Origin of the sequence: Phenylobacterium sp., from assembly GCF_004297125.1 — a bacterium.
In the GTDB taxonomy this organism is placed as follows: Bacteria; Pseudomonadota; Alphaproteobacteria; order Caulobacterales; family Caulobacteraceae; genus Phenylobacterium.
The window spans coordinates 38,318-52,219 of the sequence record NZ_SCVD01000019.1; the positions used below are offsets into that span (position 1 = coordinate 38,318).

Annotated in this window: 14 protein-coding genes; 8 read left to right on the plus strand and 6 right to left on the minus strand. The window is 71.3% G+C overall.

Translation table 11 applies throughout. From position 1 onward, the window contains the following. Positions 1 to 85: 85 nt before the first annotated feature. Positions 86 to 499, minus strand: coding sequence for a hypothetical protein (locus EPO51_RS08490; protein WP_293348699.1), 414 nt, complete (start codon positions 497 to 499; stop codon positions 86 to 88). Between the two features lie 297 nt (positions 500 to 796). Between EPO51_RS08490 and EPO51_RS08495 the strand changes: the two genes are divergently transcribed. The 8 genes from EPO51_RS08495 to EPO51_RS08530 all read left to right on the plus strand — a co-directional run bounded on the left by EPO51_RS08495 (position 797) and on the right by EPO51_RS08530 (position 8,174). After that, entirely contained in the window at positions 797 to 1,138 is a 342-nt protein-coding gene (locus EPO51_RS08495; protein ID WP_293348702.1) for an ArsR/SmtB family transcription factor, read from the plus strand. A gap of 98 nt (positions 1,139 to 1,236) precedes the next feature. Next, positions 1,237 to 1,545 carry a hypothetical protein gene (locus tag EPO51_RS08500; protein ID WP_293348705.1) on the plus strand — a complete coding sequence of 103 codons (309 nt, stop codon included), beginning with the start codon at positions 1,237 to 1,239 and terminating at the stop codon, positions 1,543 to 1,545. A 4-nt stretch (positions 1,546 to 1,549) separates the two neighbouring features. Further along, positions 1,550 to 3,046: a class I adenylate-forming enzyme family protein gene (locus tag EPO51_RS08505; protein ID WP_293348708.1), complete on the plus strand. Its 1,497-nt coding sequence runs from the start codon at positions 1,550 to 1,552 to the stop codon at positions 3,044 to 3,046. Positions 3,047 to 3,060: 14 nt separating this feature from the next. After that, positions 3,061 to 4,038 carry an enoyl-CoA hydratase/isomerase family protein gene (locus tag EPO51_RS08510; RefSeq protein ID WP_293348711.1) on the plus strand — a complete coding sequence of 326 codons (978 nt, stop codon included), beginning with the start codon at positions 3,061 to 3,063 and terminating at the stop codon, positions 4,036 to 4,038. Then, on the plus strand, positions 4,035 to 5,054 hold the full coding sequence (locus EPO51_RS08515) for a CoA transferase (RefSeq protein WP_293348714.1): 1,020 nt from the start codon (positions 4,035 to 4,037) through the stop codon (positions 5,052 to 5,054). Before EPO51_RS08510 ends, EPO51_RS08515 begins: the two co-directional genes overlap by 4 nt. Next, positions 5,051 to 6,424, plus strand: a complete 1,374-nt coding sequence (locus tag EPO51_RS08520; protein ID WP_293348717.1) for an amidohydrolase family protein — start codon at positions 5,051 to 5,053, stop codon at positions 6,422 to 6,424. The genes EPO51_RS08515 and EPO51_RS08520 overlap by 4 nt, the downstream gene beginning before the upstream one ends. 106 nt (positions 6,425 to 6,530) lie before the next feature. Further along, positions 6,531 to 6,767 (plus strand): hypothetical protein, encoded by a 237-nt coding sequence (locus EPO51_RS08525; RefSeq protein WP_293348720.1) that lies wholly within the window; start codon positions 6,531 to 6,533, stop codon positions 6,765 to 6,767. A gap of 192 nt (positions 6,768 to 6,959) precedes the next feature. After that, a complete protein-coding gene (locus EPO51_RS08530; RefSeq protein ID WP_293348723.1) occupies positions 6,960 to 8,174 on the plus strand; it encodes a putative sulfate exporter family transporter in 1,215 nt (404 codons plus the stop codon). Between the two features lie 15 nt (positions 8,175 to 8,189). Here the strand turns inward: EPO51_RS08530 and EPO51_RS08535 are convergent, their stop codons facing one another. The 5 genes from EPO51_RS08535 to EPO51_RS08555 all read right to left on the minus strand — a co-directional run bounded on the left by EPO51_RS08535 (position 8,190) and on the right by EPO51_RS08555 (position 13,885). Further along, positions 8,190 to 10,319, minus strand: a complete 2,130-nt coding sequence (locus EPO51_RS08535) for a M13 family metallopeptidase (protein WP_293348726.1) — start codon at positions 10,317 to 10,319, stop codon at positions 8,190 to 8,192. Between the two features lie 135 nt (positions 10,320 to 10,454). Continuing rightward, on the minus strand, positions 10,455 to 11,162 hold the full coding sequence (locus EPO51_RS08540; protein ID WP_293348729.1) for a Crp/Fnr family transcriptional regulator: 708 nt from the start codon (positions 11,160 to 11,162) through the stop codon (positions 10,455 to 10,457). Positions 11,163 to 11,449: 287 nt separating this feature from the next. Further along, complete coding sequence (locus EPO51_RS08545) at positions 11,450 to 11,944, minus strand: pyridoxamine 5'-phosphate oxidase family protein (protein ID WP_293348732.1); 495 nt, start codon at positions 11,942 to 11,944, stop codon at positions 11,450 to 11,452. A 74-nt stretch (positions 11,945 to 12,018) separates the two neighbouring features. Next, positions 12,019 to 13,653, minus strand: coding sequence for an amidohydrolase (locus tag EPO51_RS08550; protein WP_293348735.1), 1,635 nt, complete (start codon positions 13,651 to 13,653; stop codon positions 12,019 to 12,021). A 58-nt stretch (positions 13,654 to 13,711) separates the two neighbouring features. Further along, complete coding sequence (locus EPO51_RS08555) at positions 13,712 to 13,885, minus strand: hypothetical protein (protein ID WP_293348737.1); 174 nt, start codon at positions 13,883 to 13,885, stop codon at positions 13,712 to 13,714. Positions 13,886 to 13,902: the final 17 nt, after the last annotated feature.

The following is a 13,902-nucleotide window of genomic DNA, read 5'->3' on the forward strand; positions in this document are numbered from 1 at the left end:
GCGCTGGGAATCGTTATCAATCGAAGCCGACACACCTTCCTGGTCGGTCGCCTACCGCCGCGAGGCGGCGGACGAGCTTCGACACCTAGTTGGGCGGCACGGTGGACGCGGTGATCTGGGCCTTGGTCATGGAGCTGACCGCGCCGCCGTCAGCCCCCAGGGTCAGGGCGGAGGCGGGCAGGTTCACGTTGCGGCCGTCGACGCTGGCCGAGATGGTGGTGGTGCCGTCCGGCGTGCGGATGACCCGCGCGATCGAGCCGATCGTCGAACCCTGGGCGTCCTTGATCGCCATGCCGGGCTTGTAGGGCGAGGTCGTCGCGCTGGCGTCGGCGGCGGGCGGCGTGGCGGCCGATGGCGCGGGAACGGTCGGCGACGCGGCGGGCGGATTGGACGCCGGCGGATTCACCGTGCCCGGCGCGGCGGCGCCCGGCGGGGTCTGGGCCTGGGCGGCAAGGCCGAAGGCCAGGCTCAGCGCCGCGGTGCAGAAAAGGATTCGCATGGATTCACTCCCTCGTTCCGCCCCCGGATCGGTAGAGGAAACCGCTCCTGCAACGCGAGGTTCCCGCGAAGCTCGGACTCAAGGCGCCCAGGATCGCGTGGGCCATGATGCTACGCCGGAGGCGGGATCAGGCGCCGCCCACCTCCGGTGCAGCTTTCGCTTTCACATCCGCCGTGGACGTGCATCACTCGACGCGAAGTTCTAATTAGTCTTAATGTCCGCCTGAGAGTCGCTCTCAATCGCATCTTCGTCGGCCGTCGACGAAGGGGGGAATGCAACCTCGAGTGTTCTCGACACATGGAAACGCCGACCGCCAGCGCCGCCCTCTCCGCCCTGGGGAATGAGCGGCGGCTACAGATCTTCCGATTCCTGGTGCAGGCCGGGCCTGACGGCGTCGCGGCGGGCGAGATCGCGCGCCGGCTCCATATCCTCCAGAACACCCTTTCCAGCAGCCTGGCGGTCCTCCATCACGCCGGGCTGGTCACCTCCCGCCGCGACGGCCGCTCCATCATCTACAGCGCCGCCTTCGCCCAACTGGGCGAGCTGATGGACTTCCTGGTCGAGGACTGCTGCGGCGGCAATGCCGAGCTCTGTCCGGCGTTCGCCGCGCGGGTGAGGGCTGCGGCCAGCGGCGTCTGACCTGACCGCCTCGATGTCCGGCCGCGCCCTCCGGTCGCCGAACCGGTATGCACCCTGCCCGACGGCGCGCTAAGGTCCGCGGAAACGGGAGTATGCCGATGGACCTGAAGCCTGGGTCGCGCTGGAAGAGCGCGGTGTGCGAGGGAGAGTTCGTGGTGGTGAGGCCGGCGAAGGGCCCGGTGAGCCTGGAGTGCGGGGGCCATCCGGTGATCGCGCACGCCGCGGAGCGGGCCGGGGACCTGGTGCTGTCCGACGCCCATGCGGGCGGCAGCGCCGCGGGCAAGCGCTACGCCGATCCGGAGACGGGGCTGGAGGTGCTGTGCTCCAAGGCGGGGAAGGGCTCGCTGAGCCTGGACGGCCGCCCGATCGGGGCCACGGAAGCCAAGAAGCTGCCCTCGTCGGACTGATCGGATGCACACTGCCCTCCTGCTGGACATGGCCGCGGACGCCGCGCCGGAGCGGCTGGCGCTGGGCCGGCGGGCCGACGGCCTAACCTTCGAGGCGACGCGGCGCCGCGCGCGGGCCGGGGCGGGCTGGCTGGCGGGGCGCGGCGGCCAGACGGTGGCGTTCCTGGGTCTGAACGGCTGGGCGATGCCGGTGGCGGTGTTCGCCAGCGGCCTGCTGGGCAAGCCCTTCGCGCCGCTGAACTACCGGCTGCCCGACGCCGACCTGAACCGGCTGCTGGCCCGCACCGCGCCATCGGTGGCGGTGGTCGACGACGAGATGCTGCATCGGCTGACGGCCCATCCCGGCGTGACCGTCGTCCCGCGCTCGGCCTTCGAGGCCGCCTGCCGGGCCGATCCGCCGGACGAGCTGCCCTGGGCCGATCCGGACATCGCGGTCCTGCTGTTCACCAGCGGCACCACCGGCGAGCCCAAGGCCGCGATCCTGCGCCACGCCAACCTGACCAGCTATGTGATCTCCACCGTGGAGTTCCTGGGCGCGGAAGAGGGGGAGGCGGCCCTGGTGTCGGTGCCGCCCTACCATATCGCCGGCATCTCGGCGGTGCTGACCGGGGTCTATGGCGGCCGCCGCATCATGCACCTGGAGACCTTCACGGCGCAGGCCTGGGTGGACGCGGCCGCGGCGGAGGCGATCACCCACGCCATGGTGGTGCCGACCATGCTGGGCGCCATCCTCGACGTCCTGGCCGAGCGGGGCGAGACCCTGCCGGCCCTGAAGGCCTTGAGCTACGGCGGCGGGCGCATGCCGCTGCCCGTGATCGAGCGCGCCCTCGAACTCCTGCCGCACGTGGACTTCGCCAACGCCTATGGCCTGACCGAGACCAGCTCGACCATCGCGATCCTGGGGCCTGACGACCACCGCATGGCGATCTATTCCGACGATCCGGCGGCGCGGCGGCGGCTGGGCTCGGTGGGCCAGCCGCTGCCCAGCCTGGAGGTGGAGATCCGCGGCCCCGAGGGCGATGTGCTGGAGCCGAACCAGTCGGGCGAAATCTATGTCCGCGGCGAGCAGGTTTCCGGCGAGTACACGACCAAGAAGGTGATTCAGGACGACGGCTGGTTCGCCACCAACGACGGCGGCTGGTTGGACGAGGACGGTTATCTCTTCGTGGAAGGGCGGCTGGACGACGTGATCGTCCGCGGGGGCGAGAACATCTCCCCCGGCGAGATCGAGGACGTGCTGCGCGAGCATCCGGAGGTCGCCGACGTGGCGGTGCTGGGCGTGCCCGACGACCGTTGGGGCGAAAGGGTCGCCGCCGTCGTCGTGCCGAAAGGCGCCGCTCCGCCGCCCGACGATCTCGCCGCCTGGGTGAAGGCCCGGCTGCGCTCCACCAAGACCCCCGAGACCTGGGTCTTCCGCGAGGCGCTGCCCTACAACGACACCGGCAAGCTGCTGCGCCGCCAGCTCAAGGCCGAGATGAGCGCTGCGCCCTCCGTGGCCTGACGGCCGGAGGAGGCATGAGCACCGCCCTCATCGGCGACCTGACGGAGCTCGGCGGCGTCGGACTGGCCGTCACCGAGATCGGTGTCGATCCGCCGCCACTCACCGCGACGCCGGGCGTCGTGCAGGTGGGCGTGCATCGCGGCGGACCGGTTCCCGGCGGCGGCCTCGACCCCTTCGACATCCTGCTGTCGTCCGATCCTGCCGCGCCCGGGCCCTGGGTCGGCGCGCCGCCCGCCCGCCTGGACGCCATGGTCGCCGAGCTGAGGGCCGCAGTCGAAGCCCAGCCGACGGCCGCCGCGGTCGCCGCCCAGGTGCTGCGCGCCAGCCTCGAGGTCAGTTTCGAGCAGGCGCTGGTCGCCGAGTCGCTGGCCTATTCCATGCTGCTGGCCTCGGAGGGCTTTCGGGCGTGGCGCGCCGCCAATCCGCCGCGCGACCGGCCGGACGACGGGACCCCGCGCGTGCTTGTCGACGCGGGCCGAACGCTGGGTCTGCGCCTGAACCGCCCCGACGCCCGCAACGCCTTCGACGCGCGCATGCGCGATGAGCTGGCCGAAGCCCTGAGCTTCGCGATGGAGCATCCCGACGCCCCGCCCGTCAGCCTCACCGGGTCCGGCCCCGCCTTCAGCGCCGGCGGCGACCTGGACGAGTTCGGCCGCGCGGCCGATCCCGGCCAGGCGCACCTGATCCGCACCCTGCGCTCGCCGGCCCGGCTGGCCCGGGCGCTGGGCGGGCGCCTGACCGCCCACCTGCACGGCGCCTGCGTCGGTGCGGGCATCGAGGTCCCGGCCGCCGCAGCGCGGGTCACGGCCCGTCCGGGGGCCCACTTCCGCCTGCCGGAGGTGTCCATGGGCCTGATCCCCGGCGCCGGCGGCACGGCCACGATCCCGCGCCGCATCGGCCGCCGCCGCGCCTGCTACATGGCCATCTCCGGCGCCGACATCGACCTGGCCACGGCGCTGGCGTGGCGGTTGGTGGATGGGGTTGAGGTGTGAGTCCGATCCGGCCGGCCCTGGACGTGCTCTGCGCCGAGGTCGCCGAACTGACGGCGCGCGCTGGCCGCCGCGTCGATCCGGCGGGGCTGGGCGTCCTGGACCGGACCGGCCACCTGCGTCTCGACCCACCCGGCCTCGCCTCGCCCAACCGCGCCTGCCGCCTGGTTCGCGCCGCCGACGGCTGGATCGCCGTGAATCTGGCCCGCGCGGAGGACCACGACCTGATCCCCGCCTGGCTCGGCGGCGAGTTCGGCGACGATCCATGGGCCCAGGTCGAGGCGCACGCGCCCCGCCATGCCTGCGCGGCCCTCGTCGCCGGCGCGATCCTGCTGGGCCTGCCCGCCGCCGCCGTGGGTGAGACCATCGCCGACGGTCCGGCCGCACCGCTGATCCGCATGGCCGGCGGGGGCGCGCCGCGCGCCGCACTGAACGTCGTCGACCTCTCCGCCCTATGGGCCGGCCCGCTGTGCGGTGCCATCCTGGCGGCGATGGGCGCGTCCGTGACCAAGGTGGAGAGCGTGCGCCGGCCGGACCCGACGCGGACCTCCACGCCCGGCTTCTTCGAGAACCTCAACGGTGCGAAGACCAAACTCGTCCTCGACCTCGCCAGCCCGGACGGTCAGGCCCGCCTCAGCGACGCGGTCCTCGCCGCCGACGTCCTCATCACGGGCGCCCGGCCGCGCGCCTTTGCCGCCCTGGGCCTCGATCCGGCGACGGTCTTCGCCGCCAACCCCGGCCTGGTCTGGACCGCCGTCACCGGCCACGGCTGGACCGGCGAGGCGGCGGCGCGGGTCGGTTTCGGCGACGACACCGCGGCGGCCGGCGGCCTGGTCCGCTGGACCTCTGGGGGGCCGCGCTTCCTGGGCGACGCCCTGGCCGATCCGGTCACGGGCCTGGCCGCCGCGGCGGGGACGCTGCGGGCGCTGGGACAGGGTGGCGGGTTGATCGTCGACGCGGCCCTGGCCCGTTCCGCGGTCGGCGCCGCCGCGCTCTGCCGCCTGCCGCGCGCCGCATGAGCCTCGCCATCCGGAACGTCGAGGTGGATGGCCGCGCCGGCCTCGATGTTCGCTTGGACGGCGGCCGCGTTGCCGAGATCGGGACCGGCCTGCGCGCCGCCGAGGAGCTGGACGGGACGGGCGGGGCGCTGATCCCCGGCCTCTGCGACCACCACATCCACCTGCTGGGCCTGGCCGCTCGCGCCGATTCCGTGGCGCTGGAGGACGTCACCGACGCGGAGGCCTTCGCCGCCCGCATCGCCGAGGCGGCCGCGGCCCGCCCGCCCGGCGCCTGGATTCGCGCACTGGGCTATCACGAGGCCATGGCCGGAGACCTGGCCCGCGCCGACCTCGACCGCCTCGCGCCGCGCCACCGGCTGCGGGTCCAGCATCAGACCGGGTCGCTGTGGGTGTTGAACAGCCTGGCGGTGGAAGCCCTGGGCGAGGGCGACGATCCGCCCGGCGTGGAGCGGGACAACGGCCGCATCTGGCGCGGCGACGCCTGGCTCCGCACCCGGATCGGCGTCGAGCCGCCGCCGCTGGCTCCGATCGGGGCGCGCCTGGCGGCCTGCGGGATCACGGCGCTCACCGACGCTAGCGTGACCACAGACGCCTCCGCCGCGGCGATTCTCGCCGGCGCCCACCGCTCAGGCGCCCTGCCGCAGCGCCTGATGCTGATGAGCGGCGGGCGGCTCGCCGCGCCGGACGACGGCGCCTTCGCGGTCGGGCCACTGAAGGTGCTGCTGGACGACCATGCCCTGCCGGACTTCGACGACTTCCTGGACCGCATCGCGGCCGCCCGCGACCAGGGCCGCACCGTGGCCGTCCACTGCGTGACCGCCGCCGAGTTGGCCCTGAGCCTGGCGGCCTTCGAGGCCGCGGGCGCGCAGGCCGGCGACCGGATCGAGCACGGCGGGGTCATCCCGGCCGATGCGGTGAGAGTCCTGAAGCGCCTGGGTCTCACCGTCGTCACCCAGCCCGCCTTCATCCACGAGCGCGGCGACCGCTATGCGGCCCGTGTCGATCCCGCCGACCAGTCCGACCTCTATCGCTGCCGCAGTCTGCTGGACGCGGGCGTGCCGGTGGCCGCCAGTTCCGACGCTCCCTATGCCTCGCCCGACCCCTGGGCGGGGGTCGCCGCGGCCGTCCATCGCACCAGCCGGGGCGGCGTGGTCCTGGGCGCCGGCGAAAGGCTAGACCCCGCGCGGGCGTTGTCGCTCTACCTCGACGATCCCGCCGCCGCCGGTCGCGCCCCGCGCCGGATCGCCGTGGGCGCCGCCGCCGATCTCTGCCTGCTGGACGCCCCGCTAGCTGACGTTCTGGCCGCGCCGGACGCCGGGAGGGTGCGCGCCACGCTGGTCGCCGGGCGGTTGGTCCATCTGCGACCTTGAGCCGATCGTGGAAATCCCTACGGGCAAGCCCTTAGGGGTTCGACCGAAATGGTTAGCGACCCCTTCGCGGGTCTAGGTTTCCCCTCAAGAGACAGGGAGAAACCAGATGCTTGCGACTGCCGCCGCCGTCCGCGACGTGACGACCCTTCCGGCCTTCGTGGCTCGGATCGCCGACTACGCCGCCGACGGTCCCGCCTACTTGCGCCTCGCCGCCGACGGCGCGATGGAGTGGGTCGCCGCCCAGTGCGACGCCACCCCGTTCGTGTCCATGCGCGAGGCCACCCGCCACGCTACCCGCCTGCCCGCCCGGCTGCGCGCGTTCGGCGTTCCCCGCCGCGACTAGGCCCGCCGATTCGGCCGCGGTCTTAGGATCTCATTGAGTATCCTGAAGCGCATCGGAGTTTCAGATTCTCGATGCGCTCCAATGAAGGGATGAACGTTCTCCCGGTCCGGCCGTTATCGGCCGCCTTCGGCAATGATATTCCCACCTGCTCCGCCATCCTTGGACGCTCGTTTCCGCGGGCGGGGTTGGACGATGCTCAAGGCCTTCACGCAGCACCCTGAGACGGTCGGTGAGACCTACTTCGAACACCTCGGCTCGGCCTGGGGTTTCGCCTTCACCATGGCGGTGGGCGCCCTGGCCTGCCTGCTGCACGGCCTGTTCCCCTTCGCCTTCCAGTCTTCGGGCAGCCGCCGCATCCGCGAGTTGCACGAGCGCATGGTCACCCATCGCACCGCGCCCAAGGCCCCGGCCCGACTTCCCGCCTGGGCGCCGGGCCTTGCGCTGGCGCTCGTGCTCACGGGCGTCGCCACCTGGATCGCCACGGCGATGCACGCCCCCGTGGCCCCCTTCGCCCTGGTCGCGGGCTTCCTGATCGCCGCGCCGCTGGCCGGCCGCCTGGACCTCGCCCCCGGCCTGAAGGTCGCGGAGCGTCCGCTGCTGCGGGCCGGGATCGCGCTGCTGGGCCTGCGGATCGTCCTGGGCGACATCGCCCACCTCGGCGTGACGACCCTCCTGCTGGTGCTGGGCTGCGTGGCCCTGACCCTGGGCGTCGGCTCGGCCATCGGCCGGCTGTTCGGCCTGCCGCGTGGGTTCTCGATGCTTTCGGCCAGCGCCACGGCGATCTGCGGCGCCTCCGCCGCCATGGCCGTCGCCTCCGTCCTGCCCAAGGGGCCCGAAGCCGAGCGCCAGACCGGCTATGTGGTGGCCGTCGTCGCGACGCTCTCGACGCTGGCCATGCTGGCCTACCCCGCGATCGCGCACCTGGCGGGCCTGCCGCCGGAAGCGGCCGCCATCTTCCTGGGCGCCTCGATCCACGACGTGGCCCAGGTGGCGGGGGCGGGCTATTCCGTCTCGCCCGCCGTGGGCGACATGGCCGTGACCGTGAAGCTTGTCCGCGTCTCGCTGCTGGCCCTGGTCGTGGCCGCGGTGGCCTTCTCGTTCGCCAGCAGCGCGCGCGGCGAGGGCAAGTCGCTCGGCCGCGCGGCCCTGCTGCCGGGCTTCGTCATCGCCTTCTTCGCCCTGGCCGGGCTGCGCTCGACCGGCGTGGTGCCGGCCGGGGTGCTCCCCGCCGCAACCTTCGCCTCCAACCTGCTGATCGGCGCGGGCGTCGTCGCCGTCGGCGCCAAGACCTCGATCGCCGGACTCAAGTCCATGGGCTGGCGCCCGCTCGCCGCCCTGGCCTGCCAGACCGCGCTGCTGTGCGGCCTGGCGTTCGGCGCGGCCCAACTCACCATCCCTCCTCTTTAGGAGAGGGATGGCCCATCACCAGATCTTCACCCGCTGCTCGGGCGCGACGTAGAGCTTGTCGCTCGGCTGGACGTCCCAGGCCGTGTACCAGCCGGGGATGTTCCGGATGGTCCCGTTGACCCGGTAGTAGGCCGGCGAGTGGGGATCGGTGACCACCTGCTGGCGCAGCGCCTCGTCGCGGCTCTTCTCGCGCCAGACCTGGGCCCAGCCGAGGAAGACGCGCTGGTCGCCGGTCAGGCCGTCGATCACCGGCGCCGGCTTGCCCTTCAGTGAGGCGTGATAGGCGTCGAGGCCCAGGCTCAGGCCGCCGTTGTCGCCGATGTTCTCGCCCATGGTCAGGCCGCCCTGAACCTTGGCGCCGGGCAGGGGCTCGAACGCCGAGTACTGGGCGCCCAGCCGGTCGGCCTGGATCTTGAACTTCGCGGCGTCCTCGGCGGTCCACCAGTCGCGCAGCACGCCGTCGCCGTCCGACTTCCGGCCCTGGTCGTCGAAGCCGTGACTGATCTCGTGGCCGATCACCCCGCCGATGCCGCCGTAGTTGATGGCCGGGTCCGCGTCGGGGTCGAAGAACGGCGGCTGTAGGATCGCCGCCGGGAACACGATCTCGTTGTTGGCGAAGTTGTAGTAGGCGTTGACCGTCTGCGGGGTCATGCCCCACTCGGCCTTGTCCACCGGGCCATTCAGCCGAGCCACCTGGCGCTGCCACTCGTACGCGCCCGAGCGCAGGACGTTCCCGTAGAGGTCGTCCTTCTCGAACGTCAGCTTGGAATAGTCCTGCCACTTGTCCGGATAGGCGATCTTGACGGTGAACTTGCCGAGCTTCTCCAGCGCCCTTTCGCGCGTCTCGGGCCCCATCCAGGCCAGGGTCTCGATGCGGCCCTTCAGCGCCGTGCGGATATCCACGACCAGGGCGTCCATCTTGGCCTTGGCTTCCGGCGGGAAGTAGCGGGCCACATAGATCCGGCCGATGGACTCGCCGATGCCATTGTCCATGAACGCCGCCGCCCGCTTCCAGCGCGCCTGCTGCTCGGGCTGGCCGGCCAGCTCCTTGGACCGGAACGTCCAGTTGGCGTCGACGAAGCGCTTGGACAGGTACGGCGCCGCGCCATCGGCCACGTGGAACGCCTGCCAGGCCTTCAGCGTCTCAAGCGGGGTGTCCGCATAGATCTTCGCCACCTTCGGGAAGGCGGTGTTCGTGCTGACCACGACCCGCTCGACCTTCGGGAGGCCGGTGGCGGCGAGGTAGCGGTTCCAGTCTATGCCCGGGGTGAAGGCGGTGAGTTCGGCGGGCGACATCGGGTTGTAGGTCTTGTCGCGGTCGCGCCGCTCGATCCGGCTCCAGCTCGCCTCGGCCAGCCTGGTCTCGAACTCGACGATGGCCTTGGCGTTCTCGGCGGGCTGCTCCCAGCCGGCCAGGGTCAGCATCTGCTGCACATAGGCCTGATACTTGGCCTTCTTCTCCGCGAAGTTCGGCTGCAGGTAGTAGTCGCGATCGGGCAGGCCCAGGCCGCCGTTGGCCGTGGTCACCGCGTATTTCATCGGGCTCTTGGCGTCGATGTTGATGCCCACGGGGAACAGGGAGGTGAAGCCCGAGACGTTGGCCTTGCCCATCAGGACGGTGAACTCGTCCTTGCTCTTCACCCTGCGGATCTCGGCCAGTTCCGGCGCGATCGGCTTGGCGTCCAGCTTCTCGGCCAGGGCCTCGTCCATGAACGCGGCATAGCCTGCGGCGATCTTAGCGGCGTCCGGGTCGGTGAGCTTGCCGGCGGCGGCCTCTTCAAGGATCGCGTGCATGCGGTGTTCGCTGAGCTCGCGCAGCTTGTTGAAATTGCCGTAGCGGACGCGATCGGACGGGATCACCGTGCGCTCGTCCCACTTGCCGTTGGCGAACTTGAAGAAGTCGTCGCCTGGCTTGACGCCGCGGTCCATTCCCGAGAGGTCGAAGCCCCAGGTTCCGTACTTGGGAGAGGCCAGCGAGACCTCGCCGGCGCCCGTCGGCGCGTCTGTGTCCGCGAACAGAAGCTCGCTGGCGCAGGCTGCGTCGAGGCACGCGTGCTCCTCGTGGGCCAGGGCGGCCCCGGCGGCGAAGGTCAGGGCGGCCGCCGCCCCGGCGGACAGCAGGATTTTGCGCGTTTCGGAAATCATCGATCTCTTCTCGACTGGAACGGAGCCCCATTCGGCTCCGAAACCCCCATCGAGGCGGACAAAACGAGGAAAATCGATCCCACGCAATGGGCTAGCAACGAGCGGGATGCCGGCGCCACGAAGGGGCTGGAGCGCTCAGGCCCCCAGCAGCCGGGTGTAGGTGTTGCGGATCACGCCGTAACATTCGCAGGTCAGCCCCTGGAGGGCCTGGCGGTCGACGATGTCCACCACGCCGCGACGGTAGCGGATGACGCCCTTCTCCTGCAACGACCGGGCGACCGCTGTCACCGTCGTGCGCTGCACGCCCAGCATGTCGGCCAGGAACTCCTGGGTCAGGGCCACGGTGTCGGTGGAAATCCGGTCGTGACAGGTGAGCAGCCAACGGCAGAAGCGGGCCTCCACCGAGTGCAGGGCGTTGCAGGCCACCGACTGGATGGCGTGGCCGTACAGCGCCTCGGTGTGGCGGTCGACCAGGTCGCGCAACGCGGGGCTCCTGTCCCAGACCTCGTGCAGCCGCTCGGCCCCGATCCGGGCCGCCCGCAGCGGCGTCTGGACGATGGCGCGGCTCAACGAAAGCCGCGGCGCCACGGCCGCCATCAGTCCCAGTGCGCCCTCCGGCCCGATCGTGGCGCTTTCGATCGCTGCGCCGTTTTCCATCAGGGTCATCAGCGAGACCACCCCGTCGTGCGGGAAATAGACGTGGTCGATCGGATCGCCGGGGTCATAGAGCAGCCGCCCGCGCTCCAGTTCGATCTGGACGAGGTTCTGAGCTACGAGCGCGTAATCTGAGGGCGGCAGCGCTTCGAGCAGGCTGTTCTGTGCCAGGGGGACGGGCCTCTGCATCGGGGACTTGAAACGCCGCTCTACGGCTTGGGTTTCAAGTTATCGACGCGCGACGCTCAAGACTGTCGAGAACACGACACTCACGCAGCGTCGTTTGTAAATTTAGGTGAAATCTTGGCCGCATCTATAGAAGCGGCACGCCTTGGCGAGCTGCCGAGCCTGTCGGTTAGTCGACGCAACTATAGATGACGTGCGTTTTGGCGCGCGAATCAGTTCGAATCAACTTTCAAGGACAGGGCGCGGCGGCGACGACTATTGTCCCTCGCGCCCCGGCCTCAACTCGCCGCCTAGTGGAAGTTCAGGTCGCGCCGCTCGCCGACGTCGGGCGTTGAGTTGCTCACGTTCGCCTTCGCCACCTCGAACGCATACTTCAGCAATCCGCCCTCCGTGATCCAGACGGCTGCTTCGGTCACCTCCAGGCGCAGGAGGGTCAGGGCAGGATCGTCCTTCCCCTCGGGGTACCAGGCCGCGACGTGGGTGTTCCAGTAGCGATCGATCCGGTCGCGATCGTGGGCCAGGGCCAGCCGGCCGTCGATGCAGGCCTGCAGCTTGCGGTCCAGGAAGATGAAGGCGGCGTCCGTTCCGGCCGCGCCCGTGGCGACCTGCTGCGCCAGGTCGGTGTCCTTGCGGGTGAAGAACCACAGGGTGTTGCTGTCCCGCTCCACGAAGGCGGTCATCGGCTGGAAGTGGTGACTGTCATGGGTCAGGCCGAGCATGCCGGTGTGCTCGTTCTCGACCGCCTTCCACAGGCGGTCCTGGACGTCGGCGTTGCTGAGGGTCATGGCGGTCTCCAGGGTTCAAGGGGTCGCCCCCCAAACCCGCAGCCGCCGCGCCCGTTCCGTGGCGTTCCCGACGTTCAGGGCTTCCGGTAGACCACCTGGCCGTCCACCACCGTCAGCACGGCGTGGCCCTTCGGAATCTCGGCCTCGGGCGCCGTCATCAGGTCCACGGAGAAAGCGGTGAGGTCGGCGCGCTTGCCCGCCTCGATCGTGCCCAGCTCGTCTTCGGCGAACCGGGCGTAGGCGGCCGACGACGTGAACAGCTTCAGCGCCTCGGCGCGGCTGAGCGCCTCCTCGGGATGCCAGTTGGGCGCCGAGAAGCCGGCCAGGTCCTTGCGCGCCACCGCGGCGTAGAACTCGATCAACGGATCGCCCCGCTCCACCGGCGCGTCCGAGCCGCCGACCACCGTCACGCCCGCCTTGAGCATGGACTCCCACGCATAGGCCCCGGCGAGCCGGCCTTCGCCCAGCCGGGCCGGAGCGAAGTGCAGGTCGCCGATGGCGTGGCTGGGCTGCATGGAGGCGATCACGCCCAACGTGGCGAAGCGTGGGATATCGGCCGGTCGCACGACCTGCGAGTGCTCGATGCGCCAGCGCAGGCCGTCCGGCTTCTGCTCGGCCATCAGGTCCAGCACGTTGGCGTTGCCGCGGTCGCCGATGGCGTGGGCCGCGACCTGGATTCCCACGGCCTTGGCCTTGGTCATGGCGTCGCGCATCCGTTCGGGCGGCGTGCGCACCAGGCCCGTCGTGCCGGGCGCGTCCGCGTAGGGTTCGAACAGCGCCGCGCCGCGGGAGCCCAGCGCGCCATCCTCGTAGAGCTTGATCGCCCGGGTGACGACCCGCTCGTCGCCGGTGTTGCGCGGGCCCTGGGCAAACAGCGGCCCGGCTTGGTCGGCGTCGACGGCATTGTAGACCCTGAGCGGCGTCTTGCCCTCGGCGTTCAAGCTCTCCAGCAGCTCTACGTCGGGCCAGGAGACGCTCATGGAATGGACGCCGGTCCAGCCGTAGGCGGCCTCGACCTTGAAGGCGGCAGCGAATGCCGCGCGCCGGTCGGCCTCGGTGGGCGGAAGCTGCAGCTTGCGGACCAAGGCCATGGCGTTGTCGACCAGCAGGCCGGTCAGCTTGCCGTCGGGGCCCTTGAGGATGTCGCCGCCGGCCGGGACCGGAGTGCTCTCGTCGACGCCCGCCGCCTTCAGCGCCGCCGAATTGGCCACCAGCGCGTGGCCGTCGGCGCGGACCAGCAGGACCGGCTGGTCCGGCGCGATGGGATCCAGGTCGCTCCGCTGCAGGAACCGGCCCTCGGGCCAGCCGGTCTCGATCCAGCCGCGGCCCCAGACCGGCCCCGTCGGCTTGCGTGCCGCCAGATAGGCCTTCACTCGCATCATCGCCTCGGCGGCCGATTTCGAGCCCTCCAGGTTCAGCGACAGCTCCCGCTCGCCGATGCCCCGCAGGTGGGCGTGGGCGTCGGCGAAGCCGGGGAACAGGGCCGCGCCCTTCAGGTCGATCGTCTCGGTGCCGGGGTTGAGCTTCAGCCGCACGGTCTTGGGATCGCCCACGAAGGAGATCCTGCCGTCCTGCACGACCACCACCTCGGCGGTCGGGCGGTCGGCGACGCCGGTGTAGATCGGCCCGCCCGAGATCCACAGGTTCTGGGCCATCGAGGGCGTCGAGACGAGAAGGCTGGCGGCGCAGGAGGCGAGGATCAACTTCATCCGGCGAAGCTAGCGACCGATTTCCGCCAGAACCAGCCCGACCGCGCCGGTTTCGCCGCTAATGCTCGGAGCCGCCCAGGGCGTGGTCGTAGATCGCCTTGGCCGTGCCCGCGATGGTGCCGGCGGCGGTGCGCAGCCCGGTCTGGCCGACCAGGGTCTCGGCCTCCTCGGACAGCGCCATCAACTCCTCGGCCATCGCGGCCAGCTTGAGATAGACGTCACGGTCGTTCATCGCCCACCTTTGTGTCG

Bases quoted from the DNA above. Each gene is read 5' to 3' on its own strand.
- EPO51_RS08495 (WP_293348702.1), top strand. From the start codon at position 797: ATGGAAACGCCGACCGCCAGCGCCGCCCTCTCCGCCCTGGGGAATGAG.
- EPO51_RS08490 (WP_293348699.1), bottom strand. From the start codon at position 499: ATGCGAATCCTTTTCTGCACCGCGGCGCTGAGCCTGGCCTTCGGCCTT.
- EPO51_RS08520 (WP_293348717.1), top strand. From the start codon at position 5,051: ATGAGCCTCGCCATCCGGAACGTCGAGGTGGATGGCCGCGCCGGCCTC.
- EPO51_RS08540 (WP_293348729.1), bottom strand. From the start codon at position 11,162: ATGCAGAGGCCCGTCCCCCTGGCACAGAACAGCCTGCTCGAAGCGCTG.
- EPO51_RS08545 (WP_293348732.1), bottom strand. From the start codon at position 11,944: ATGACCCTCAGCAACGCCGACGTCCAGGACCGCCTGTGGAAGGCGGTC.
- EPO51_RS08525 (WP_293348720.1), top strand. From the start codon at position 6,531: ATGCTTGCGACTGCCGCCGCCGTCCGCGACGTGACGACCCTTCCGGCC.
- EPO51_RS08500 (WP_293348705.1), top strand. From the start codon at position 1,237: ATGGACCTGAAGCCTGGGTCGCGCTGGAAGAGCGCGGTGTGCGAGGGA.
- EPO51_RS08530 (WP_293348723.1), top strand. From the start codon at position 6,960: ATGCTCAAGGCCTTCACGCAGCACCCTGAGACGGTCGGTGAGACCTAC.
- EPO51_RS08535 (WP_293348726.1), bottom strand. From the start codon at position 10,319: ATGATTTCCGAAACGCGCAAAATCCTGCTGTCCGCCGGGGCGGCGGCC.
- EPO51_RS08555 (WP_293348737.1), bottom strand. From the start codon at position 13,885: ATGAACGACCGTGACGTCTATCTCAAGCTGGCCGCGATGGCCGAGGAG.
- EPO51_RS08510 (WP_293348711.1), top strand. From the start codon at position 3,061: ATGAGCACCGCCCTCATCGGCGACCTGACGGAGCTCGGCGGCGTCGGA.
- EPO51_RS08550 (WP_293348735.1), bottom strand. From the start codon at position 13,653: ATGAAGTTGATCCTCGCCTCCTGCGCCGCCAGCCTTCTCGTCTCGACG.
- EPO51_RS08505 (WP_293348708.1), top strand. From the start codon at position 1,550: ATGCACACTGCCCTCCTGCTGGACATGGCCGCGGACGCCGCGCCGGAG.